Origin of the sequence: Corynebacterium aquilae DSM 44791 (assembly GCF_001941445.1) — a bacterium.
Lineage (GTDB): Bacteria > Actinomycetota > Actinomycetes > Mycobacteriales > Mycobacteriaceae > Corynebacterium > Corynebacterium aquilae.
In genome coordinates this window covers 2,652,775-2,677,479 of record NZ_CP009245.1, presented here as the reverse complement: position 1 = coordinate 2,677,479, position 24,705 = coordinate 2,652,775, and the positions used below count along the sequence as shown (strand labels likewise).

21 protein-coding genes are annotated in these 24,705 nt (G+C 58.4%); 18 read left to right on the top strand and 3 right to left on the bottom strand.

Translation table 11 applies throughout. The annotated features are described in order from the left end of the window. Positions 1-13 precede the first annotated feature (13 nt). Both CAQU_RS11335 and CAQU_RS11330 read left to right on the top strand, forming a co-directional pair. Positions 14-1,636: a VanW family protein gene (locus CAQU_RS11335; protein ID WP_084563265.1), complete on the top strand. Its 1,623-nt coding sequence runs from the start codon at positions 14-16 to the stop codon at positions 1,634-1,636. A gap of 164 nt (positions 1,637-1,800) precedes the next feature. After that, a complete protein-coding gene (locus CAQU_RS11330) occupies positions 1,801-2,169 on the top strand; it encodes an SdpI family protein (protein ID WP_075727830.1) in 369 nt (122 codons plus the stop codon). A 79-nt stretch (positions 2,170-2,248) separates the two neighbouring features. Here the strand turns inward: CAQU_RS11330 and CAQU_RS11325 are convergent, their stop codons facing one another. Further along, entirely contained in the window at positions 2,249-3,331 is a 1,083-nt protein-coding gene (locus tag CAQU_RS11325; RefSeq protein ID WP_084563073.1) for a TDT family transporter, read from the bottom strand. Positions 3,332-3,426: 95 nt separating this feature from the next. Between CAQU_RS11325 and CAQU_RS11320 the strand changes: the two genes are divergently transcribed. From CAQU_RS11320 to CAQU_RS11275, 10 genes are all read left to right on the top strand, one after another. Further along, positions 3,427-4,305, top strand: a complete 879-nt coding sequence (locus tag CAQU_RS11320) for a LysR family transcriptional regulator (RefSeq protein WP_075727828.1) — start codon at positions 3,427-3,429, stop codon at positions 4,303-4,305. A gap of 58 nt (positions 4,306-4,363) precedes the next feature. Continuing rightward, positions 4,364-4,804, top strand: a complete 441-nt coding sequence (locus tag CAQU_RS11315; RefSeq protein ID WP_075727826.1) for a hypothetical protein — start codon at positions 4,364-4,366, stop codon at positions 4,802-4,804. Positions 4,805-4,870: 66 nt separating this feature from the next. Continuing rightward, positions 4,871-6,919: an MMPL family transporter gene (locus CAQU_RS11310; protein WP_084563071.1), complete on the top strand. Its 2,049-nt coding sequence runs from the start codon at positions 4,871-4,873 to the stop codon at positions 6,917-6,919. A 182-nt stretch (positions 6,920-7,101) separates the two neighbouring features. Further along, on the top strand, positions 7,102-8,367 hold the full coding sequence (locus CAQU_RS11305; protein ID WP_084563069.1) for a hypothetical protein: 1,266 nt from the start codon (positions 7,102-7,104) through the stop codon (positions 8,365-8,367). Between the two features lie 386 nt (positions 8,368-8,753). After that, positions 8,754-8,846: a potassium-transporting ATPase subunit F gene (locus tag CAQU_RS12760; RefSeq protein ID WP_075727824.1), complete on the top strand. Its 93-nt coding sequence runs from the start codon at positions 8,754-8,756 to the stop codon at positions 8,844-8,846. Then, positions 8,843-10,501 carry a potassium-transporting ATPase subunit KdpA gene (kdpA, locus tag CAQU_RS11295; protein WP_075727822.1) on the top strand — a complete coding sequence of 553 codons (1,659 nt, stop codon included), beginning with the start codon at positions 8,843-8,845 and terminating at the stop codon, positions 10,499-10,501. Before CAQU_RS12760 ends, kdpA begins: the two co-directional genes overlap by 4 nt. Continuing rightward, entirely contained in the window at positions 10,502-12,580 is a 2,079-nt protein-coding gene (gene kdpB / locus CAQU_RS11290; RefSeq protein ID WP_075727820.1) for a potassium-transporting ATPase subunit KdpB, read from the top strand. Between the two features lie 12 nt (positions 12,581-12,592). Further along, a complete protein-coding gene (locus CAQU_RS11285) occupies positions 12,593-13,153 on the top strand; it encodes a potassium-transporting ATPase subunit C (protein ID WP_075727818.1) in 561 nt (186 codons plus the stop codon). A 9-nt stretch (positions 13,154-13,162) separates the two neighbouring features. Next, complete coding sequence (locus CAQU_RS11280) at positions 13,163-15,754, top strand: DUF4118 domain-containing protein (RefSeq protein ID WP_075727816.1); 2,592 nt, start codon at positions 13,163-13,165, stop codon at positions 15,752-15,754. Then, complete coding sequence (locus CAQU_RS11275; protein ID WP_075727814.1) at positions 15,751-16,437, top strand: response regulator; 687 nt, start codon at positions 15,751-15,753, stop codon at positions 16,435-16,437. Before CAQU_RS11280 ends, CAQU_RS11275 begins: the two co-directional genes overlap by 4 nt. Here CAQU_RS11275 and CAQU_RS11270 read toward each other — a convergent pair. Further along, complete coding sequence (locus tag CAQU_RS11270; RefSeq protein WP_075727812.1) at positions 16,434-17,126, bottom strand: DsbA family oxidoreductase; 693 nt, start codon at positions 17,124-17,126, stop codon at positions 16,434-16,436. The genes CAQU_RS11275 and CAQU_RS11270 overlap by 4 nt on opposite strands. Before the next feature lie 174 nt (positions 17,127-17,300). On the opposite strand from CAQU_RS11270, the gene CAQU_RS11265 reads away from it, so the two are divergent. From CAQU_RS11265 to CAQU_RS11240, 5 genes are all read left to right on the top strand, one after another. Then, positions 17,301-17,747 carry a MarR family winged helix-turn-helix transcriptional regulator gene (locus tag CAQU_RS11265; RefSeq protein WP_084563065.1) on the top strand — a complete coding sequence of 149 codons (447 nt, stop codon included), beginning with the start codon at positions 17,301-17,303 and terminating at the stop codon, positions 17,745-17,747. Between the two features lie 54 nt (positions 17,748-17,801). Next, a complete protein-coding gene (locus CAQU_RS11260) occupies positions 17,802-18,980 on the top strand; it encodes a CE1758 family FMN-dependent luciferase-like monooxygenase (protein WP_075727808.1) in 1,179 nt (392 codons plus the stop codon). 101 nt (positions 18,981-19,081) lie between these two features. After that, complete coding sequence (locus CAQU_RS11255) at positions 19,082-19,819, top strand: CE1759 family FMN reductase (protein ID WP_075727806.1); 738 nt, start codon at positions 19,082-19,084, stop codon at positions 19,817-19,819. A gap of 149 nt (positions 19,820-19,968) precedes the next feature. Next, entirely contained in the window at positions 19,969-21,009 is a 1,041-nt protein-coding gene (locus tag CAQU_RS11250; protein ID WP_075727804.1) for an acyl-CoA thioester hydrolase/BAAT C-terminal domain-containing protein, read from the top strand. 649 nt (positions 21,010-21,658) lie between these two features. Beyond that, on the top strand, positions 21,659-22,018 hold the full coding sequence (locus tag CAQU_RS11240) for an iron ABC transporter (RefSeq protein WP_075727800.1): 360 nt from the start codon (positions 21,659-21,661) through the stop codon (positions 22,016-22,018). Between the two features lie 605 nt (positions 22,019-22,623). Here CAQU_RS11240 and CAQU_RS11235 read toward each other — a convergent pair. After that, positions 22,624-22,803 carry a hypothetical protein gene (locus tag CAQU_RS11235; RefSeq protein WP_075727798.1) on the bottom strand — a complete coding sequence of 60 codons (180 nt, stop codon included), beginning with the start codon at positions 22,801-22,803 and terminating at the stop codon, positions 22,624-22,626. 474 nt (positions 22,804-23,277) lie between these two features. Between CAQU_RS11235 and CAQU_RS11230 the strand changes: the two genes are divergently transcribed. After that, the gene (locus tag CAQU_RS11230) at positions 23,278-24,618 is read left to right on the top strand and encodes an ATP-binding protein (protein WP_245797265.1); all 1,341 of its coding nucleotides are present in this window, start codon (positions 23,278-23,280) and stop codon (positions 24,616-24,618) included. Positions 24,619-24,705 lie beyond the last annotated feature (87 nt).

Sequence of the window (24,705 nt, the reverse complement as noted above, 5' to 3'; positions counted from 1 at the left end):
TGTTCTCCTTGGCATGGTTATCGCCGGCGGCGTCGCCTACGGCGCTGACTTTGTGCTGATGAAAGACCGCGTCCCCCGCGGCACCGTCGTCGCCGGCACCAACATCGGCGGCGACACCACCGAGGAAGCCACCCGGGTACTCACCCAGGTCGCCAACGAGCGCAACACCCGGCCCGTGAAGATCACCGCCGGCGAAAAAACCGCCGAATTCATCCCCGCCGACATCGGCCTCGGCATCGACATCCCCGCCACCATCGCGGCGGCCGGCGAGCCCTCCCTCAACCCGATCGTGCGCATCAAATCCTTCTTCGTGGAACACCCCATCGAGCTGGTCTCCGACGTCGACCAGCAACGCTTCGTGCCCGCCACCCAAGAACTCACCAACCAACTACACATCGACCCCACCAACGGTGCGGTGAACTTCCAAGACGGTGACATCGTCACCACCGACGCCGCCGACGGCCAAGACGTCGACCCCAGCGACCTGCGCCGCACCATCAGCGCCAGCTGGCTCGACGCCGACGGAGTCACCATCACCCCCAACCCGGTCAAACCCCAAGTCAACAACGACGCCGTCAAAAAAGCCGCCGAAGGACCGGCCGCCAAAGCCATCAGCGGTGACATCATCGCCAAAGGCCGCGACAACATCGACGGCATCATCCCCATTGAACGCATGGGCGAAATCCTCCACTTCGACAACAAAGGCGGCCAACTCGAACCCGTCGTCGACACCGCCAAAGCACAAGAACTGCTCGCCGAAAACCTCTCGGCCACCGAAGTGCAAATGCGCAACGCCAAGATCTCCTTCGTCTCCGGCAACAAGACCGTCACCCCCTCCGCCGACGGTGTAGCCATCGACTGGGAAGCCACCATGGACGGCTTCGCCGACCGCGTCATCGGCGACAAAGACCGCGAATTCCCCGCCGCCTACAAAGACGAAAAAGCCACCTTCACCACCGCCCAAGCCGAAAAAGCCACCTTCGACGACAAGGTTTCCTCCTTCACCACCGGCGGCTTCAGCTACGCCAGCGGCGTCAACATCCGCAAAGTCGCCCAAATGGTCGACGGCGCGATCGTGGCCCCCGGTCAAACCTTCAGCCTCAACGGCTACACCGGGCCCCGCGGCACCGCCCAAGGATTCATCGAATCCGGCATCATCATGGACGGCCACGCCGACAAAGCCGTCGGCGGCGGAATCAGCCAATTCGCCACCACCCTGTACAACGCCGCCTACTTCGCCGGCATGGAAGACGTCGCCCACACCCCGCACAGCTACTACATCTCCCGCTACCCCGCGGGCCGCGAAGCCACCGTCTTCGAAGGCGCCATCGACCTGCAATTCAAAAACACCAGCCCCTACCCGGTGCTGATCCGCGCCTACGGCGACCAAAACACCATCACCGTCGACATGATGGGCAAAAAGACCTACCAAGTCGACTCCACCAACGGTGGCCGCTGGGCCGAAACCCAACCCAAAGCCATCACCCTCAGCGGCGACAGCTGCGTGCCCTCCACCGGCGCGCCCGGCTTCACCACCTCCGATACCCGCGTGGTGCGCGACCTGTCCGGCAACGAAGTCTCCCGCAACACCACCACCACGGTCTACGACCCGGCACCCATCGTGAAGTGCTCCTAACCCCCACCTGCGAGCACAAAACATAGAAAAATGCCCCCGCACGCTGTGCGAGGGCATTTTCCATGCAAAAAGCAGCACCTGAGCAAGTTTTTCTTTTACACTCAAAGCAACCTGTCGACCTGCTGACCCACAGGCACGTGCGCGAACTGACGAGGAGCCCAATCATGGACTCAATCCTGCCCATCATCGTTTTGCTTGCATTGGGTGTTCCGGCCCTTGTTGTGCAGGCCATCACCAAATCAGCCGCCCAAGGACGCACCGGGCGCAACGCTGTCGCGGGCATCCGCATCAAACCGGTCACCGACAGCGATGAAGCCTGGATCGCCGGACACCAAGCCGCACTGCCCATCATCAACGCCCTCACCCTCGCGCAAATCGTCCTTGTTGTGGTGAGTATCGTGTTTTTCTTCATGGGCAAAGAACAGGTGGTCTCCACCATGCTGCTGATCATCCCGGTAGTGCTTCTCGGATTCACCGCCTGGGCCACCGTCAAAGCCCGCGCCGCCGCCCAAGCAACGCTTGAGACCACCTAGCCTGTAACGCGACAGCAGCGCCGCAGCCCTACCCACAAAGGGGGCACAGCCGCGGCGCTGCTTTTTCCAACGCGCCTAGTTACTGGCCTAAGTGCATACGCACCGTGCGCACCGCAACAATCATCCAGGCGCACACCAGGAAGCCATAGGCGATGATCGACATGACCCCCAAGACGTGGCTACCCGTGTGGCCGGCCAGCCCGGCAATACCCGTCACCACGGTGCCCACGGGGAAGGTAAACGACCACCAGGTCAAAGAAAACGGCATATCCTTTCGGATCGTGTGAATAGTGACAGCTGCGGCGATACCCACCCACAGCAGGGCAAAACCCAACGTGGGGATGCCATAGAGCACGCCCATGGCCTCAAAAGCGGCTGATAAGTTCTCGCCAACCGCCAGATGCGCCTGATTCGCCAGATTGTTCGTGGCCGTAATCGACTGGCCCAAAGGGCCCAGCACAATCCACAGTGTTGGCACCGCCGCAGCCGCCCCAATCTTGTGGTGCGCCAACCGCGACCACAACATGGTGATCATTACGACCGAAACGAACAAGCTCAAACCGAACATCGCGTAACAGCCCAACAACATCAGCAACCGCAACTCACCTTCCGGGGTGTGCGGAATCAACAGCGCGCCGGTTGCCGAAGACACCATCGGCGGCACCACCGGCATCAACCAGCCGGCAAAAGCGCTATCCATCTTCACCTCATAGCGAGTAAACGTTAAGAAGGGGATCAACACCGCCGTCACCAGGCCAGTAACCGTGCCAATGATCCACAGCACCCAGTCGATGCGGACCGCCAAATCCACACCAATCAGCGGCGGACCAAACAACAACGTGCCGGTACCCACCGTCAAAAACGCCATGGGTGGCGCGCCATAAAAATGCGCCATCGTCGGATGTAACACGTGTGAACGCGCCACATCATTGAACTTCACCCAGTGCACAATCGTCTTCGCGATCAGCACCACCATCCACGTACTCGCAGCCAACCACACCACCGTGGCAAAAAGCGTCAGCCCCCTATTGTGCAGCGGCAACGTGGCGGCGGCATTAGCCACAATGCCGGTACCCATCACCGATGCAAACCAGTTCGGGGTGAGATTTTGCGACAGACGCTGACGCGGCGCGCGGGTAGGGGCGGGAGCTGTAACGGTCATGGCAACAATCCTGAACCATGCCAGTAAAGAAACTGAAACCAATACCCTTTGTCCGGCTACAATGAATATTTGTAACGCCAGGTAGTGGAGGAAAAATGGTTGATCTCCGACAACTTGAAGCACTTGCTGCGCTCGAACGTTTGGGCACCGTCTCTGACGCCGCCCGCGCCTTAAACATCAGCCAACAGGCCTGCTCCGCGCGCCTGAAAGCACTAGAAAAACACCTCGGCCACACCCTCTGCGAGCGCACCGCCACCGGGCTCACCCTCACCGACACCGGACGCATCATCAACGGCTGGGCCGCCAACCTGCTCAACGGCGCCCAAGAATTCAATAGCCTCGTAGCAAGCCTCAGCCCCACCCCAACCGCGCAGCTCCGACTCGGCGCATCCCTAACGGTCGCCGAATACCTACTTCCCGCCTGGCTGCACCACCACCGCGAACACCATCCCCACCGGGATGTCACCGTCCGCGCCGAAAACTCCCACTCCATCGCGCACGCAGTCGAAACAGGGGAGATCGACCTCGGCATTATCGAATCCCCAACCTGGCCAACAACACTGTCAGCACGCCAGGTCAGCACAGACGCCATGGACATCGTCGTTACCCCACAACACCCATGGGCACACCACACCCCCAGCCCCCAACGCGTCGCCACCACCCAATTGATCTCCCGGGAACAAGGCTCCGGAACCCGCGCCACCATCGACCAAGGCTTCGCCCGCCTCGGACTCACCCCAGCGCCCGCGCACACCGAAGTCACCTCCACCGTCGCAGGACTCAGCCTCACCCGCGCAGGCATCGCGCCGGCCATCCTGTCGCGCCGGGTGGTTGCCGATGACATTTCACGCGGAACCCTCGTCGCCGTCGCGGTGAATGGCCTGCATTTCATCCGGCCCATCACCGCACTATGGGCAGGAGAAAAACCCTCGCCTGGGGCGCAAGAATTCCTCACTGCCCTTAACAAGCCCTAAGCAATACGGTATCTTTTTCAACACGCAGTCCGCCCCAAAAGGGAGGAAGGTTCCCGCCATGTCCGAACCAGAGACGCAAACCCCCACCACACAGCCCAACCACGCGCCGGGCTGCCTGTTTTTCTCGCCCTACCTGATCCTGTGGAGCTGGACCTTTGCCTTCGTGCCGCAACTGTCCCAAGTGGCCGGCGATTTGGGTAACGGCAAACCCATCGCCGTGGAATGGTGGATGGCCATCTTCATCGTCGTCGGTTTTGTGGGCTCCCTCTATTTCGCCTGGCGCAACCTGGGTCCACGCCACCGGCCAAAATACCTCGGTGCGTGGGCCGTCTACGTCCTCGTTGCATGCATCGTCTCTGCTATCGCCTACGTCATGCGAATGGACAGGGACACCACCATCGGCCTGATCGTGCCATGGGTTTTGGCGCTGAGCGCGTTGGGGCTCGGAATCTATCTCGTGATGAAAAGAAATTCGGATGCGGACGCCAATATGGGTTAAAAACCGCATGTGAGAGTATTTATCTCCGCTTAGCCTTGGGGAAGTATTCATGAGACACTTAACCCCATGGAAAGATGCGACCAAAAGGGTGAAGCGGAACACTCCGTAAACCAAGGCCTGAAAAAATCCACCAGCTGGATCATCATCGCAGCCTTCCTCATCGGCATCGGCGCACTCTTCGGCCTTTTCAGCGGAGCAGGCGACGGCAGCGGCGCCCCGGAAACACTTCCTGCGAACTCCCAAGCAGCCCGCGCCCAAAAACTCGCCGCCGACTTCCCCGGTGGCGACGCACTCGCCGCCATCGTCGTATTCCACACCAACCAGCCACTGAGTCAGCAACAAATCGGCCAACTGCAGGCAGTGCCCGCCCAGGCTGCCCAGTCTCTCGAAGGCGCTGAGCCCGCAAGCCCAGTCATCCCCGCTGGCCCTGACACAGCACAAGCCACCATCAACCTCCCCGGCGACCTCGACGGCATCGCACTATCCGACGCCGTGGACGAGCTGCGCACCGCAGTCAAAAACGCCACCCCCGAAGGCGTTGAAGCCCTGGTAACCGGCCCCGCAGGATTTGCAGCCGACACCGCAGCAGCATTCAAAGGCGCCAACTTCACCCTGCTCGGCGTGACCGCACTCGTCGTCGCAATCCTGCTCATCATCACCTACCGATCCCCAGTGCTATGGCTCATCCCCCTACTAGTCACAGCCCTGGCAGATCGCGCCGCAGCAGTACTGACCGGCTGGCTGTCTGAAACCACCGGCTTTTTCGCCTCCGACGGATCAACCGCCGGCATCACCAGCGTGCTCGTCTTCGGTGCCGGCACAAACTACGCACTCCTGATGGTCAGCCGCTACCGCGAAGAACTCGCCCACGAACACGACCACAAGATCGCACTCAAGCGAGCATGGAAAGCCTCCATCCCCGCCATCGTCAGCTCCAACCTCACCGTGGTGCTAGCCCTCCAAACCCTGCTCCTCGCCAGCGTTCCCTCCCTCCGCAGCCTCGGCATCTCATCCAGCATCGGCCTACTCGTAGCACTACTGTTCGCCCTCGTCCTCCTGCCAGCCGCACTCAACGTCTGCGGGCGCGGACTGTTCTGGCCCAAAATTCCCACCGTCGGCCACGAACAAGGCGGCGGCCACACCTTCGAACGCATCGCAGACACCGTCGACCGCAACCCCCTGCGCTTCCTCGTCCCCCTCGTCATCATCCTGCTCGCCCTCGGCGGTGGCATCTTCGGCACCCGCATCGGACTAAGCTCCATCGAACAATTCCGCACCCAGTCCGAGGCCGTCGACGCAGCACAACTACTCGGCGAAGCATCCCCCATCCAGATCTACGTCCCGACCCCTGATACCGACGCCGCCCAAAAAGCCATCAGCCAGACCCAAGGCATCGACCCTGTCGGCCAGCCCCAACAATCAACCAACGGCGACATGACACGCCTAACCGCCATCGTCGAAGGCGAAAACACAAACGCCGTCAAAACCCTGCGCCAAAACCTCGCCACCGACGTCGGAGAAAACGCCGTCGTCGGCGGACAACTCCCACAACAAATCGACAACAAGGCCGGCATCGTCCACGACATGAAAGTCGTCGTCCCCCTGATCTTCCTGGCCGTACTGCTCGTCCTCATCGTCGTACTGCGCGCACTACTCGCCCCAATCCTGCTCCTCGCCGCAGCCGCACTATCCACCTGGGCCGCCATGGGAGCAGGCACACTCGTATCCACCCACATCTTCGGATTCCCAGGACTAGACACCTCGGCACCGCTCTACGCCGTCCTCTTCCTCATCGCCCTCGGCATCGACTACACCGTCTTCCTGGTGCTGCGCGCCAAAGAAGAAGCAAGCGCGCCGGGCATGAACACCCGTCGCGGCATGGTACGCGCAGTTGGCGTGACTGGCGGCGTGATCACCAGTGCCGGCATCGTCCTGGCAGCAGTGTTCGCCGTGCTTGGCGTGCTGCCACTGATCACCTTGACCCAGGTTGGCATCCTGGTGGGCTTCGGCATCATCTTGGATACCTTCGTCGTGCGCACCCTGGTGGTGCCCGCAATCTTCGCCCTGGTCGGGGAGAAGATCTGGTGGCCAGCAACAATACGTAGCGAAAGCTAAGGCTAGCTGTTAGCTACACAAGACAGGACTTCGTAGCGGAGTCCTGTCTTTTTGCATTTTGCAGCAGTTCGTCTTCATAGCCACAAGCAGCGGGGACGGAGTTGGCGAAAACTCGATTATCTAAACGGCAGTTTCTCACTACCCTGGAACCAACGTTTTAGCTCTACATAGGAGAATGCGGTATGCGCAGCTCAGAGTTTGGGAACGAAGATAACTCCGATGATGCTATCGCTGCGATCATCAGTGACGACAAGATTGACGAAGTAATCGCCGAAGAACTCAATGGGGAGTTCGAGGAGGAAATTAATGGCGAGCCAATTGACCGATCCGAGCTGAAAAATCAATTAGCTCAGGTCAAGGAGTTTGTTTCGACGTCCTCGATGGCGGACTTCAAATCCGGTGATTGGTTTAAGAAACTCTTGACGCAATCAGTCGCTAACTATACGAAGCAAGTTGATGCAGAATTCTTTCGGAAGAAATATCCCAATCTGCCGACTGATGAAATCGTTAACACACGCATTGCTCTCGCTTCGCGGTATGCGGCGATTGAGGGAGGTTTAACATCTTCTGCGTACACCGGGGCGATTGCCACAACCATTCAGTCTGCTGGCAGCGCTTCCCCAGTCGCAGTTCCTGCGGCGGCTTCCGCGTTCCTCATTGACATGGTGTTTCTCACACAGATTCAAATGAGACTGGCCTATGACATTTCTGTGCTTTACGGAAAACCACTTGATATCAACGATTCAGAGGATTCCTGGAAACTTATTCGTATTGCCTTCGGTGTTAAGGGGGCTGAGGTCGGCGGTAACGTCGCGATGAAGGGTGTGCCGGCTGTCGTGCAGCACGCTATCCGCGCAATTTTTTCTGGGGCACGACTCAAGGCAGCCCAGGCACTGCCGGTTATCGGTAAGAAGCTTCTTCAGCGCAATCTGGTCAAGATGGCTATTCCCGGGGTCGGTGTGCCGGTTGCGATTGCACTCAACGGCTGGATGACGAGGGCAGTTGGCTATCACGCAAAAACGGTCATCCGTGATGAGGTGCGCGTGGCTGAACTCGCGGATCGGATTATGAAGCGGTCTACCGAGTATGAAGCTGTGCTTTGGTCCGTTTTGTGGGCAGCTCGTAGGGTTGGAAGGCTTTCCGAGCGACAAAGCATGTTTATTCACTACCTGTCTATAGCTGCTGAAACCGAAGCCAAGCAGGCTGGCCACAAAGTGGATTTTGAGGAATTCCGAACAGTCGTCGAAATCGACGAGGAAAAAATGGAACAAGTTATCCGCGATGCTCGTGGTGAAGGGGAGTTGATTTATGGTGCCGTGGTTCAGGCCCTTGGAATGAGGGAGAAAATCACGAAGAAAGCCATAACGGTGTTGTCCGACTTCGCCAACAAGCTCGATGTTGCTTTCGATCTAGAAGAGGCTGAGGCTGTCGCAAAGAGCTGGAAGTAGCTTAGTTATTCCACCAATGGTCCGATCTTGCTCCGCAGGTCGGGCCATCGGTGTATAAACACTGTCTGTACAGGGAGTTTGTTACTGGACGGCTGCCAAGGTGTTGTCTGAGAAACTCGTGCGCAAGAAGACAGAGAACTGTGGGTGGGAAAGCTTTTTGCGGGGCGAAGATGTGCTTGGCAGAGCGGACAGCGTGAAGTGGTTCTTAACGCGGTCTTAACACCATCGCAGCACGAACGGCCTATAGCGCAAAGAATGCGTTAAGGAGCATGTGGCTGGATTGGGTGCGGGGTGAAAATCATCAGCATGCTAGACATCGTGTTTGTGCTCGCGACCCTCGTGAGCTTCGGTCTGCTGCACTTGATCATCAAGGGGGCAGACAAACTATGAACCTTGAAGCCATCGTCGGTGCCGTTCTCGGCATCATCGCCATCATCTATGTGTTCATGGCCTTGTTGAATCCGGAGCGTTTCTCATGAGCATGAATGCACTACTTCCAGTCATCGCCACCTTGGCGGCCTTGGCCATCGCCTACATTCCTGTCGGCAACTACATGGCCCGGGTGTTCCAGTCCCAACAGGACTCCAACATTGAGTCCGCTATCTACCGCATTGCGCGCGTGGATCCCCGCGCGAGCCAGCACTGGACCCACTACGCCACCGGCGTTTTGGCCTTTTCCATGCTGAGCGTGTTGGCGGTGTACGCGCTGCAGCGCCTGCAGCCGTGGTTGCCGTTGGCCATCGGGATGGAGCCTGTCCACCCCGACCAGGCGTTCAACACCGCAATTTCCTTCACCACCAACACCAACTGGCAGTCCTACTCCGGTGAGCAGGCCATGAGCTTGCTGACCCAGATGGCTGGCCTGGCGGTGCAGAACTTCGTGTCCGCAGCCGTTGGTATCTGCGTTGCGGTTGCTTTGATTCGTGGTCTGGTGTCCAAAGCTACCGATGGTCGCATCGGTAACTTCTGGGTCGACCTGACCCGCACCGTGCTGCGTATCCTGCTGCCGGGTGCGGCGATTGCCGCGTTCATCCTGATCAGCCAGGGTGCCATCCAGAACTTCCACGCACCTCAGGCGGTGCAGACCCTCACCGGTGCGGTGCAGAACATTCCGGGTGGCGCTGTCGCCTCCCAGGAAGCCATCAAGGAGCTCGGCACCAATGGTGGTGGCTTCTTCAACGCTAACTCTTCCCACCCCTTCGAATCCCCCAACCAGTTCACCAACTGCCTGGAAATCTTCCTGATCCTGGTAATCCCGTTCTCCCTGACCCGCACCTTCGGCAAGATGGTGGGCGATACCCGCCAGGGTTGGGCTGTGCTGTCCGCAATGCTGGTGCTGTACTTCGGTTCCTTGATCACGGTCATTCTTGCCGAGACTGGCACCATCATTCACCAGCCTGGCGCTCCTGCCATGGAGGGCCGTGAGGTTCGTTTCGGGGTTATTCCTTCCGCGTTCTTCGCGGTGTCCACCACGATGACCTCCACCGGTGCGGTCGATTCCTTCCACTCCTCCTACAGTCCGCTCGGTGGCGGCGCTCTCATCCTCGACATGTTGTTGGGTGAGATCAGCCCCGGCGGTGTGGGTGCCGGCCTGTACGGCATGCTGATGATCGCCATCCTGTCGGTGTTTATCGCCGGCCTGATGGTGGGTCGTACCCCCGAGTACCTCGGCAAGCGGATTGGCGTGCGGGAGATGAAGGCTGTCAGCCTGTACATCCTGACCATGCCGGTGCTGGTGCTCACTGGTGTTGCAGTCTCGACCTTGCTGCCCGCCACCCCGGACAGCCTGGGCAATGTTGGCGCGCATGGTTTCTCCGAGATTGTGTACGCCTACACCTCGGCGGCCAACAACAACGGTTCTGCGTTTGCAGGTTTTGGCGCCGACACCCCGTGGTTTAACACCACTCTTGGCTATGCGATGCTGCTTGGCCGTTTCATCCCCATCATCATGGTTTTGGCTTTGGCTGGGTTCTTGGCACAGCAGAAGCCGGTTCCTGCCACCGCTGGCACCCTTCCTACCCACCGACCCCAATTCGTGGGCTTGATGGTTGGTGTCGCACTGATTGTGAGTGCGCTGACCTTCCTTCCCACTCTCGTTCTTGGCCCGCTGGTCGAGGCTCTGGAGGTTATGTAAATGTCCCAGGTTTTTAATCCCCAACTGCTCGGGATGGCTGTGAAGAAATGCAACCCCCGGCAGATGCTCACCACCCCGGTGATGTTCCTTGTGGAGGTTGGTGCGGCGTTCACTTTGGTGCTTGCAGCACTGCACCCCTCCCTGTTCACCTGGTCGATCACGGCGTGGCTGTGGTTTACCGTGCTGTTTGCCAATTACGCCGAAGCGATCGCGGAGGGCCGCGGTAAGGCGCAGGCTGACTCTTTGCGTGCCGCGAAGGTTGATGCCGTGGCTCACCGCGTGGTCGGTGAGAAGAATCTGGTTGATCCGCAGCTGGAGGAAGTTCCCGCTGACAGCCTGATGCCGGGCGATACGGTGCTGGTCGTGGCTGGCGATGTGATCCCCGGTGACGGTGATGTGATCGCTGGTGCCGCCAGTGTTGATGAGTCTGCGGTCACGGGTGAGTCTGCGCCGGTGATTCGTGAATCTGGTGGTGACCGTTCCGCTGTGACCGGTGGTACCCGCGTGTTGTCGGACCGGATTTTGGTCAACATCACCTCCAAGCCGGGCGAGACCTTCATTGACCGGATGATCGCTTTGGTTGAGGGCGCGGAGCGTAAGAAGACCCCTAACGAGTTGGCGTTGAGCATTTTGCTGAACGTGCTGACCCTCATCTTCTTGGTGGTGGTGTTGGCGCTGGCGCCGATGGCTGCGTTCAACGGTGCCGCCCAGGACCCGATCATTTTGATTGCGTTGCTGGTGTGTTTGATTCCGACGACCATTGGTGCGTTGCTGTCTGCGATTGGTATCGCCGGCATGGACCGACTGGTGCAGCGCAATGTGCTGGCTATGTCTGGTCGTGCGGTGGAGGCCGCTGGTGACGTGTCCACGTTGCTGCTTGATAAGACCGGCACCATTACCGTCGGTGATCGTCAGGCGGTGGCTTTCATCCCTGCCCCGGGTATTAGTGAGCAGGATGTGGCCCGTGCCGCCCAGGTGTCGTCCTTGGCGGATGAGACTCCGGAGGGTCGTTCCATTGTGGAGCTCGCCGAAAATGGTCTCGGTTTGGGCCAGTTGCCGGAGGAAAGCTACCGGCACGCGAACTTCATTCCCTTTACCGCTAATACCCGCATGTCGGGTATCAGCCAGCCGGATGGTTCCTGCATCCTCAAGGGTGCTGCTAGTGAGATTTCTCAGCTGGTGGAGACCTTTGGTGCACAGGTGCCGCAGGAAGTTCTGGATGCCGCTACTGAGGTGTCCATGGCTGGTGGTACCGCGCTGATGGTCGCTGAGACCGGTCCGGTGCGCAGTGATGATGCGGTGGAGCGTTTCCCGGCGCTGCCGGGCACCCCGGAGACCGCGCGGGTGCTGGGTGTGATTCACCTGAAAGACATCGTCAAGGATGGCATCATCGAGCGTTTCGCAACGCTGCGTGCCATGGGTATCCGCACCGTGATGGTCACTGGTGATAACGAGCTGACCGCTAAGGCGATTGCTGCCGAGGCTGGTGTGGATGACTTCCTGGCGGAGGCCACCCCGGATGAGAAGCTGGCCCTGATCAAGAAGGAGCAGGACGGCGGCCGCATGGTGGCGATGACTGGTGACGGCACCAACGATGCGCCGGCGCTGGCGCAGGCGGATGTGGGTGTCGCGATGAACACCGGCACCATGGCTGCGAAGGAGGCCGGCAACATGGTCGACCTCGACTCCGATCCGACCAAGCTGATTGAGATCGTGGAGATCGGTAAGCAGTTGCTGATTACCCGCGGCGCGTTGACGACGTTTTCTATCGCCAACGATGTGGCGAAGTACTTCGCGATCATCCCGGCTATGTTCCTGGTGGCTTTCCCTGGTTTGGAAAAGCTCAACATCATGGGGTTGCACAGCCCCCAGTCCGCGATTTTGTCGGCGGTGATCTTCAACGCCTTGATCATTGTGGCGCTGATCCCCTTGGCGCTCAAGGGTGTGAAGTACACCCCGGGTGGTGCTGCCGCACTGTTGAACCGCAACCTCATGATTTTCGGTCTTGGCGGCGTGATTGTGCCGTTTATCGGAATCAAACTCATCGATATGCTGCTCAGCGGCGTCTTCGGAATGTAAAGGACCCAAGTGATGTTTTCCGCTACCTATCGCAGGACCCTCGGCGTGGCCGCCACGTTCCTGTTGACGTTCACGGTGATTTTGGGTGTGTTGTATCCCTTCGCAATGTGGGGTGCAGGGCGCGTGTTCGCGCACAATGCTGACGGCTCCATGGTCACTGGCGCTGACGGCCAAGTGGTGGGCTCTGCCTTAATTGGGCAGGAGTTCGACGACCCGGCCTTGTTCCACTCCCGCCCCTCGGCCAGCGGCTATGATGCGCTGGATTCCGGTGCGACGAACCTGGCGAAGGGCGATGAGACGCTGTTGCGTGATGTTGCCGAGCGTCGGGCGCGTATCGCACAGGAAGAAAACGTTGCCGAAAGTGCGGTTCCCGACGATGCGATCACTGCGTCCGCGTCGGGTTTGGACCCGCACATCAGCCCCGAGTACGCGCGCCTGCAGATCCCGCGGGTGGCCAAGGCACAGGGGCTGAGTGAGGACACGGTTGCCGGTCTCGTCCTAGACTCCACTCAAGGGCAAGGCGTGAATGTGCTCTTGCTGAACCTGGCGGTTTTGGACGTGGCGAAAGGATAAGCACACACCATGACACGGCGCGGCACTCTCAAGGTGTACCTCGGTTTCGCTCCTGGCGTCGGTAAGACCTACGCCATGCTGCAGGAGGCTCATGAGCTGACGAAGCGGGGCCACGATGTACTCGTGGGCCTGGTGGAGGATCATGGGCGGGCGCGTACAAAGGCGCTGACTGAGGGCCTTGAGATTCTGCCGCGCATCGTGGTGGAGCATAAAGGCGCGCAGTTTGAGGAGATGGATCTCGCCGCGGTGCTCGAGCGGGCGCCAGAGTTTGTGCTCGTTGACGAGTTGGCGCACACCATTGTCGGCGCCGGCCAGGTTGATGCCGATGATGAGAATCCGCACACCAAACGCTGGCAGGATGTCTACACCCTGCTGGATGCGGGCATCAATGTGATTTCGACGCTGAATATTCAGCACTTGGAGTCGCTCAACGATGTAGTTGCTGCGGTGACCACCACCCGGCAGCGGGAGACGGTGCCGGACCAGGTGCTGCGGGATGCCGACGATGTGGTGCTGGTGGACCTGTCGCCGGATGCGTTGCGGATTCGCCTGTCGCGGGGCGAGATTTATCAACCGGACCGCGCGGAGGCCGCGCTGTCGAACTATTTCCGGCTGGGCAACCTGACGGCGCTGCGCGAGTTGAGCTTGTTGTGGCTGGCCGACAAGGTCGATGAGGGCCTGGAGAAATACCGCCAGGATCAGGAAATTACTGATAGCTGGCAGACGCGTGAGCGCATCGTGGTTGCGGTGACGGGGCGGCCAGACTCGGAGATTTTGATTCGTCGTGGCGCGCGGATCGCCGGACGTAAGGCGAGCCGCGAGCTGATCGTGGTGCACATCGCCGAGGACGATGGGTTGGCGTCGCGCGCCCCGGAGACCTTGTCGAATTTGCAAAAATTGACCGAGGATCTCGACGGCGAGTGGCGGGTGCTGCTGGGCGGCGATGTGGTGGAGACGCTGATTGATTTCGCCACGAATGTGTCGGCCAGCCAGCTGATTATTGGCACTTCCGGCGGCAACCGGTTGACGTTGTCGGGCCGGATTAGCCGCAAGATCATTGATCGTGCCGGCAAGGGCATTGATGTGCACATCGTGTCGATGGGCAAGCAGGATTCCCACCTGTCTTTTAAGGGTTTGCCGAACACGAATTTCCCGACCCCGCGCCGGGTGGCGGGCTGGCTGGTGGCGATTGCTGGCCCGCTGGCGTTGACGGGTGCGGTGCAGTTGTTGAATCCCTCGGAGGATTATTTGGCCCCGATTTTGTTGGGGTATTTGACCATTGCGGTGTTTTCCACCTTGCTGGCGGGGGTGTGGCCGGCGTTGGCGGCGGTGATTGTGGGTTCGTTGTTGGCGAACTGGTTTTTCACCGACCCGGTGCACACGTTCACGATGTCGGATCCGGAAAACGTGGCGGCGTTGGTGCTGTTTTTGGTGATTGCGCTGGCGGTGGCGTGGGTGGTGTCTGCCGCGGAGCGGCGTGGCCGGGAGGCGCGGCGCGCGCAGGCGCAGGCGGTGGTGTTGGCTGATTTGGCCTCTGGGGTGTTGCGTGAGGGCGATGATGTGCCGGCGTTGTTGCGGCGTTTGGAGTCCACTTTTGGTTTGGATCGGGTGGATGTGCAGCGTTATTCGACGGGCCGGAAGAAGTGGTTCCCGTTGTATTCCAGCAAGGGGCATCAGGTGTTGGCGGAGCCGACCCCGGGTGGGGATACTTCGCGGATTGCGTTGGGGGAGAATTTGCGGTTGACGTTGTGGGGGGTGACGCCTTCGCCGAGCCAGTTGGCCATTATTGAGGCCCATGGGGCGCGGATTACGGCAATGTTGGCTCGGGAGGATGTGGATGCGATGCGTCGGGCGACGGCGGCGCTGCAGGCCGGAAACCGGGTGGGTAGTGCGCTGCTGACGGCGGTTAGTCATGATTTGCGCACCCCGTTGGCGGGGATTAAGGCTGCGGTGTCGAGTTTGACGCTTGATGATGTGGAGTTGTCGCCGAAGATGCAGCGGGATTTGATTGAGATGATTGAGCAGTCCACGGACCGTTTGGACACGGTGGTGGGCAACTTGTTGGATATGTCGCGGTTGAATTCGAATGCGGTGACGGTGGCGCGCACGGCGATGAATGTGGATGAGTTGGTCGATGCGGTGCGCCGTGAGATTCCGGAGGCCGCGAGCCATGTGACGGTGGATATTCCGGAGTCTTTGCCGCAGGTGTCGGGGGACCCGGGGTTAACTCAGCGGATTTTGGCGAATTTGTTGATCAATGCGCGGACCTATGCGCCGCATTCGGATATTCATTTGGTGGCGGGCAGTGTGCAGGATTGTGTGGAGATCCGGGTCATTGATCATGGGCCGGGGATTAGTGAGGAGCAATTGGCTGACCTGTTTACTCCGTTCCAGCATTTGACCGATAGCGGTAAGCATGGTTTGGGCTTGGGATTGGCGGTGTCGCATGGTTTCGCGGAGGCGATGGATGGGGCGTTGACCTATGAGCAGACCCCGGGTGGGGGCGCTACTTTTGTGTTGACTTTGCGAAATGCTGACGGGACGCCGCCGAGTGGACGTATCTTGAAACCTGTTAAGGAGAAGAAGGAGAGCGCCCAGTGACCAAGATTTTGGTGGTTGAGGATGATCATGCGTTGGCGCAGGCCATCATCATTAACCTCAAGGCCCGCGATTATGAGGTGCAGGTGGCGCAGAATGCTGCGGATGCGTTGCGGATTGCGGGGGAGTGGGTTCCCGATGCGATGCTGCTGGATTTAGGGTTGCCGGATTTGTCGGGTTTGGATGTGTTGCGGGGGACGCGTGGCTGGTCGGATATGCCGATTTTGGTCGTGTCGGCGCGTCAGTTGCAGCAGGGCAAGATTGAGGCGTTGGATGCCGGCGCGGATGATTACATTACGAAGCCTTTTGCGATGGGGGAGTTGTTGGCGCGGTTGCGGGCGGCGTTGCGACGTACTGGTTCGTCGGTTTCGGGCGCGGATCCTTTGGTGGTGACAAAGGATGGGCATCTGCGTTTTGATTTGGCGAATAAGCAGGTGTGGCGGGATGGTGAGTTGGTGAAGCTGACTCCTAATGAGTGGGGGATTGTGGATTTTTTGGTCAAGCATCAGGGCAAGTTGGTCAGCAAGTTGGATTTGTTGCATGCGGTGTGGGGGGAGAATTACAACCGGGAGACCAATTATTTGCGGGTGTATTTGTCGCAGGTGCGGCAGAAGTTGGAGCAGGAACCGAAAAACCCAGCTCATTTCATTACTGAGCTGGGTTTCGGGTACCGCTTTGTGGTTTAGGCGCAGCCGGATCCGTCCGCGGCGCAGGCGCCACTGCCGTTTGCCGGCTGGGCGGCCGCTTGGGTGAGTGCCTGTTCGAATACCGCGACGGGTTGTGCCCCGGAGATGGCGTAGACGTTGTCGAAGACGAAGAAGGGCACGCCGCGCACGCCGAGTTGTGCTGCCTGTGTTTCATCGTTTCGTACAGCCTCGGCGTAGCGGTCGCTGTTGAGTAGCTCATCGATGGCGGTTGCGTCGAGTCCCGCCTCGATGCCGACTTGGCGTAGGACTGCGTGGTCGGCGAGGTTTTTGCCTTGTTCGAGGTAGGCGCGCATGAGAGCTTTGTTGACTGGGGTGGATTGGTTGTTTTCCGCGGCGAGGTGGATGAGGCGGTGGGCGTCGAAGGTGTTGCCGAAGCGGGCGTGGTGGTAGTCGAAGTTGACGCCGACGGTTTTTAGGCTGGCGGCGATTGCCTGCTGGGAGCGTTCGGATTCTTCTTGGCTGATGCCGTATTTTTTCGCGATGGCTGCAATGAGGTTGCTTGGGGGTTGGTGTGGGGCGTTTGGGTCGAGTTCGAAGGCGCGGTGGTGGATGTCGATGTCGAGGTTGTCGCTGAGTTTGTCGCCGAGGTTGTTGATGGCTTGTTCTAGGTTGGCTAGTCCGATGAAGCAGAAGGGGCAGACGACGTCGGAGTAGATATCAATGCGCATACAACACACAAGTTGTTCTTTTGGCTTGGGTATTCCCGGATGGGTGTTGGCCTGGTGTTTTGAGGCTTTTGTGGTGCTGGTGTTGGTGCTGTGTGGTGCTGGTGCTGTGTGTGGGGGTGGGTGGTTGCTGCCAAGGTAGTTGCGCGCGCAACTATATCGGCCTATATTGGTGACATGACAACAAAGTGGGATGTGTGGAAAAGCTTCCTCACCAGCAGCACCAAAATCACCCAAACGCTCGAATCGGCTCTAAAAAGCCAGCTGGGCTTGAGTATTTCCGACTACGACGTGCTGGCCACCATCCATCGCGCGCCAGAACAGCAACTGTCCATGAACTGTCTCAAAGCCACCGTGCTGGTGACCACCTCCGGACTCTCCCGGGCTGTGAGCCGCCTTGAACAGCGCGAACTGCTGGAAAAAATCCCCGCAGACCACGACAAACGCGCACTCACCCTGGCGCTGACTGCGGAAGGAACCACCACTTTTAACAGCGCACGAGCACTCCACGACCGGATCCTCGAAGACACCTTCTTCGCCGCGTTGAACGACACCGAACTTCTGGCCCTTGGCCAGGTGCTCGACCAGTTGAACACCTACCTTGAATCCACCACGGACAAATAGACGAATAGACAAAAAGCTGTCTGACTACCCCTACACACAAAAAGGAATCCCATCATGCACATCGGAATCTTCTCCGTCTCCGACATCACCACCGACCCCACCACCGGTGTTACCCCTACCGAAAACCAGCGCATCAAAGACGTGGTGACCATCGCGCGCGCCGCCGAGGACGCCGGCCTCGACGTCTTCGGTATCGGTGAGCACCACAACCCGCCCTTCTTCTCATCCTCGCCAACCACCCTGCTTGGATACGTCGCCGGGCAAACCGACACATTACAGCTGACAACAGCCACCACCCTGATCACCACCAACGATCCGGTGAAAATCGCCGAAGACTACTCCATGCTGCAGCACCTTTCCGACGGTCGACTCGATCTGACCCTAGGCCGCGGCAACACCGGACCGGTCTACCCCTGGTTCGGCAAAGACATCCGCGACGGCATCGACCTCGCCATCGAAAACTACGACCTGCTGCGCACACTGTGGGATAACAACGTGGTCAATTGGGAAGGTAAATTCCGCACCCCGCTGCAATCGTTTACCTCCACCCCACGCCCGCTCGATGGGGTCGCACCGTTTGTGTGGCACGGCTCGATTCGCTCCCCGCAAATCGCCGAACAAGCCGCCTTCTACGGCGACGGCTTCTTCCACAACAACATCTTCTGGAAGCAAGAACACACCGCGGAAATGATCGACTTCTACCGGCAGCGTTATGAGCACTACGGCCACGGCCGCGCAGACCAAGCAATCGTCGGTATCGGCGCACACGCCTTCATGGCCAAAAACAGCCAAGACGCCATCGACCGCTTCCGCCCCTACTACAACAACGCCCCCGTCTACGGCCACGGTGCGCCCATGGAAGACTTCATGGCCCACACCCCACTGACCGTCGGCTCCCCACAACAAGTCATCGACCGCTACGCCAGCATGCGCCAAGCCTACGGCGACGTCCAGCGCATCATGTTCCTCATCGACCACGCCGGCCTGCCGCTGAAATACGTGCTTGAACAAATCGAAATGCTCGGCGACACCGTCGCCCCGGCACTGCGCCACGAATACGACAGCAACCGCGCCGCAGACGTCCCTGACGCCCCCACCCACGACAGCCTGGTCGCCGCCCGTGATCACCAGCTCGAACTCGAAGGCAAACCCGCCTTTTCCGCCAGCTACCCCTTCCACACCGGCGACAACTGGACCGGACTACGCGCCGAAGACAAAGCCACCGCCAAGTAAAAAGCCCGCACCCCTCATCTCCCCGGCCCGTACCCACACGGGCCGGGGGAGAGAACCTCACCACCAGCCCACAAACCCACCCGAAAAAAGAAAGCACCCCCATGAGCACCTACACCCTCACCGTCGTTACCGCCGGCCTTTCCATCCCATCCTCCACCGACCTGCTTGGTCAACAACTCGCACACCACACCCAGCAACTCGCACACACGCAAGGCCACGACATCGCCCTCGAGCACATCAACCTCAAACCCCTGGCCTACCCACTGGCCGAAGCACTAGCAACCGGCATACCACCCAACGAACTCGATGACGCTCTAGACGCCATGGAACGCGCCGACGGCATCATTTTGGTCAGCCCCATCTACGCCGGCAGCTACTCCGGACTATTCAAAACCTTCATGGACTTTGTCGGAACCGACCGCATCCGCAACACACCCGTCCTACTCGCCGCCACCGGCGGCACCGCCCGGCATAGCCTTGCCATCGACTACGCCCTCCGGCCACTGGCCGCAGCCCTGCGCGCACACCCCATCGCCACTGGCGTGTTCGCGGCCACCGAAGACTTCGGCACCACCGGCAGCGCCCTCAACCAGCGCATCAGCCGCGCCGCCGCGGAACTAGTTGTGGCCATGACCGCCCCCACCGTCCAACTCCCAGCGGCTACCCCCGAAACTGTCACCCCGGCGCCACAACGCCGCACACCCCACCCACTCAGCCCGGTGGGTACCCCGGGGAAGAACGCCACCATCCCAGCGCTCGACTCCCAAGGAAAAATCACCACCCTTAGACCCCAACTAGGAGACTTCGTTCCCATGACGAACCTGATCAACCGCCCTTAAACCACCAAACATGCGGCTTCCCCCCGGCGGTGCAACCTCACAGCTAGGGGGAGGTGTCCACGGAATGGACAAAGAGAAAAACTATTTCACCCCAAAAGGGGATAGTGATGTGTTACACACACTAGTAGACGCCTTCCCAAGGAGCCGCAATGAAAATTCTCAAACGCACACTGCTGTCCATTCTCACGCTGATCCTCACCCTCGTACTAATCGTCGTGGCCCTCAGGGTTTTCTACAACCACAAATACGGCTCCGACTCCACCAGTGCGAGCACAAGCTACTACACCGACCCCACCAACTTGAGTCTGTACCCCACCGACATCGATGGCGTAGAAGTCACCACCGTCAACAACAACACCCTCCACGGCTTCCACCTCGTGCCGAAAGACAAAAAGCACAAAGGAATCATCGTCAGCTATGGCGGCTCAGATGGCGCCGCAGGCTTTCAGGATGCTCAACAGCTCGCGCAACGTGGATATGAAACCATGGCCGTGTTCATGTTCGGCATGGACAATCAGCCACAAGAATTGTCGAAGGTGCCGCTCGAACAATTCGACGACGTGTTGGACTACATCAACGCCAACGTCACAGACAAAGGCCCCCTCACCGTCATCGGCGCATCCAAGGGCGCGGAATACGCACTCAACCTCGCCACCAAATACGACGAAATAGACTCGCTCATCCTGCGCGCGCCGTCCGCGTACAACTACGCCGGCCTCGACTTCGGCCGTGAAGCAAGCTCCTCTTGGACCTGGCAAGGCCAACAATTGCCCTTCATCAACATGAAGGAAACAAACCCCGCCACCTTCTTCGCGGAAGCCGGACTACCCATGCTGGTTGGTGCTCCGGTCGAATACCTAAATGTCTACAAAAATGCCGTCGAAGACGACCCGGACCGAGACAGCAAACTCATCCCCGTCACAGACACAGACGCCGACATCCTGCTCATCGCCGGCGGAAAAGACATGATGTGGGACAGCACGCAGGCAGCACAGCTCATCCAGGAGCAACGCCCCCAAGGCACCACCGTCAAAACCTACCCCGACGCCGGACACATCTTCTTCGGCGACGGCGTGAACAATCTGTCCAACATGCGCATCGCCACCGGCGGAACCCAAGCAGCCAATGAAGCAGCACACGAGGACAGCCAAAAAAGCATCGAGGACTTCCTCGAACAGCACCACCGCTAAGGTGCCCAACCCAATAAAACGTGGGGGCACCCCCCTTGAAGCAGGCGGGTGCCCCACTTTCTTTCACAGCTGTAATACTCGCAAGCAGACAGCAAAACAGGTAACGGCTGTACACCCAGCTATGAGATGCCGTGGCGGTGGGTAATCGCACCCCCAAAGTGTCGCTCCCAGGGACTTTTCCCGTCAGCTACCTAAGCTTGAAAAACCCAATGCTGCAACACCCTCATTGAACCGGCTTTGCCCGACTTGTATGTGCGGAAAAGAAAAGCCGCCATGCGATCTGGCACAAGCATGATGATGACAGGCTCCAATACCTCCGCATTGGTGCACGCATAAACAGCCAGCGAGGTTGCCACAAAGCAACTAGCTAAGAAAAACGGCAACGAAAACATGCTCGGCAAACACCTATTTTTCATCGACACATTCCGACCTGCCAAGAAATCCACACCGCCCCTGCCCACTGCTGAATCGCTTGAGAATTGTGGCGCTAGTGGGAATAATTGTCAGCGTAGGAACCCTGGGGAATTGAGGGAAAAGACCCAGCGAACACCAACCCGCGCCCGCACACCCAATTTGCTTAAAAACCCCATCTGGGGCAATTCGCCGAACCCTTCGGCCAAGACAATCTAGCGCAAGCTTTCCTGGAGGTATGACGACGATGGTGAAAACAACCAAGGGGCGCATCGGGCTGCTGTTTGTGCTCTATATGGCACTACCCGCGTTATCTTTTGCCATCTCCTTAAGCGCGCAGCTAAACGATTGGTCGAAGAGTTTCGCTTTCCTTGTGCTGCTGGCTGCCCTTCCGCTGGTGACTATTGCCTTGGCGGGGTGGGATGGGGTGAAAAGTGGGTTTAATTTTCTCTGGCTCCTCGCCCCTGTGCTGTGCTTCCTATTGCCCATGATCGTCTTTTTTAACGCCAGCGCACTGATCTATGGCGTTGCATACAGCGTGCTGGCTTTAGCATTTAACGCCATAGGCGCGTTTTTCCACTCGGGCCGAACTCGTTAGGCCTGCAGTCCAGGAGGGTATCGCGCTACCTTGCGCAGACTCTTTCGTTGGTTTTGCACCGCGATTGCGTGGTTTGTCTTCCATGTGCGCGTGCCAGTTGTATTGTGTGCCGTGCTCCCGGCGGGGTGGACTTTTTTAGCCCCAACCCTTATTCCATCGTGGCGCTACATGACACGAGATACTTTTCCATCCAAACGGATATGCCGAAACGGTTAGGGTGCTGCGTGGGGAGAATCTGGACGTTTTCAGTCAAACTGGCCGTTTTGGCTGAAGTGGATGCGGTAGTGGAAAAACGTCGTCGCAGTCTTTTATCCTCTTTCCGCTCTATAAGCATTCATCCAAATTCAGCGTAGAAGGAATTTATGCCTACGCAGAAAATCAGGAAAATGCCATCCACCCTTCTTTCGTCATGGCATTCACATGATCGGCACGCACTTCGTTTAGCGTATGCAGTTCAATGCCTCCTGTCGTCCATTGATGGGCAAAGTCGAGTTTTTCTGGAACCCGCTTCGATGCCGGATCTCGTTGACCTGTTCCTGGAGTTGCGGGTGTTTGGCTTGTGTCTGGTCATAAGTGTGGGGTGTGGCGCCATACTTCTGCTCGTATTACCCCATCGCTAGGGCGGCGTTCGTTCCCTTTTCTCCTAGGTTGGCTAGTGCTTGGCTGGCCGCGTTGAGAGTGGCCCGGGCGATTTTAATTTCGGCTTCCAACCCACTGGTATCGAATTGGTCAGCACGTGCATGCTCCACCAGTATCAGGGGGTCTTTGGCATTGGCATGGAGCATGGTGGCTAAGGCTTTTTCGGCCTCTGTTAGCTATCGGATGGAAAATAAATCCAGGATGGATCCTTGTCAAACTTGGCAAGCATGTCATTCCAGCCACGCATCTGCCAAGGTCTCACTCTCAATGGCCTGCATTTTGGCGTCAGGGGTTGCCATATCTGCCCCCCATCCCCACATCTACCTACTGAAACATCTACTGAAAAAAAATGTTGCAGTAGGTGTTCAACCAAACGCTCCAGCAGCTTCGCTCCGCCTGTCAGCCTGCCCCTGCGTCGGGAACGGTAAGGTAACGCAAGTAAAGTCACGCGAAAGCAATGGTAATGCACGGCTTAATGAGGATATCTCCAGCTCTCCACTAGGCAATATCTGCCAACAAGCATCTATATAAGACAGTGAAATCTACTGGAACAATGTTACAGTAGATACGTGAGTTTCCGTAGTGTTCATGCAGTGCTAGCCCAACCGGACTCGAGGGCCTTGAAAGATTTGCTGGTCAGGGCGGAAGATCAATGGTTTGACCGAAAATCCGGGCGGATAGCAGCCAAAGACCTCGCTCGACCGTTAATTGCCTTTGCTAACGCTGAGGGAGGCATTCTGGCAGTGGGGCTCAGCAATGGGCAAGTCGATGGAGTGCCAACTAAATCGGTCAATGCCATCCGCCAAGCCGCTATTGACTTCACTATCCCCCCGGTGCGTACCCAGATTTCAACCATCGAGGACGATGGTAAACAGGTGCTTATTATCCGAGTCGAACCTGGTGACACAGTTCACACCAGCAAATCGGGAGACTGCTTCCTGCGTATTGGCGATGAATCTCGCAAACTATCACTAGCAGAACAGCAAGCGCTTGCCTACGATCGAGGTAGTAAGACTTTCGAAGCAACGCCAGTTGATCTGACTATTAATGACCTAGCAGCAGAACTCACGGAAAGCTATCAGCAGTCGATTGGTTCTTCAAGCGTGAAAGAGATGCTGTACGCCAGGGATCTGATAGACCGTCACGACAGACTGACTGTAGCTGCGGAGTTACTTTTCGATGACCGCCCGCAACGCGATTTTCCCAGCGCTTACGTCAGAATCCTCAAATATGACAGTGATGAACGTGGGCTTGGATCCCAAATGACTCTGCTAGAGGACACTCGGATCGAAGGTCCCTTGCCGCAACAAATCATGCAGGCAGCTACGAAAATTACTCAATCCATCCCCGCCCGGCAGCAGCTCACTCAAAGTGGCCTATTCAACCCGGTACCTATGATTCCACGCGATGCCTGGCTAGAAGGATTAGTTAATGCGGTTGTTCATCGCTCATACAACATAGCGGGTGACCATATTCGATTCGAAATTTTCCCACATCGCGTAGAGATCACGTCCCCTGGGCGCTTCCCCGGACTGGTTGATACAACCGAACCCCTCCAGATTTCACGCTATGCCCGTAACCCGCGAATCGCCCGCGTCTGTGCAGACATGGGAATCACTCGAGAACTAGGCGAAGGTATCAAGCGTATCTTCCATGAGATGAAAACACAGGGACTTTCCGCCCCTATTTATCGGCAAAACGCATCCTCCGTAACCTTAACGCTTAAAGCAACCGATGCTGTGGACCCAGAATTACTTGCTGAGCTGCCCCGAAACGCACGAATTATCCTAGATGTGCTTAGACTGCAGGATCGCCCGCTGAGCACTGGACAAGTCGCGGAGCTGGTCGGTATTGCGCGACCAACTGCCAAGCGCGCATTGGAAGCACTTCGAAAAGCCGAATTAGTGCGCTGGAGAGGAAAGTCTGACCGAGATCCACGCGCTTCTTGGCACCTACTCTAACTACTGTCAAACCTTTTCCAGTAAATGTGCGAGTAAGTTGCGGGCTCATACCCTAGCCTTGCTCATCTGTACATGGTAAGTAATCGT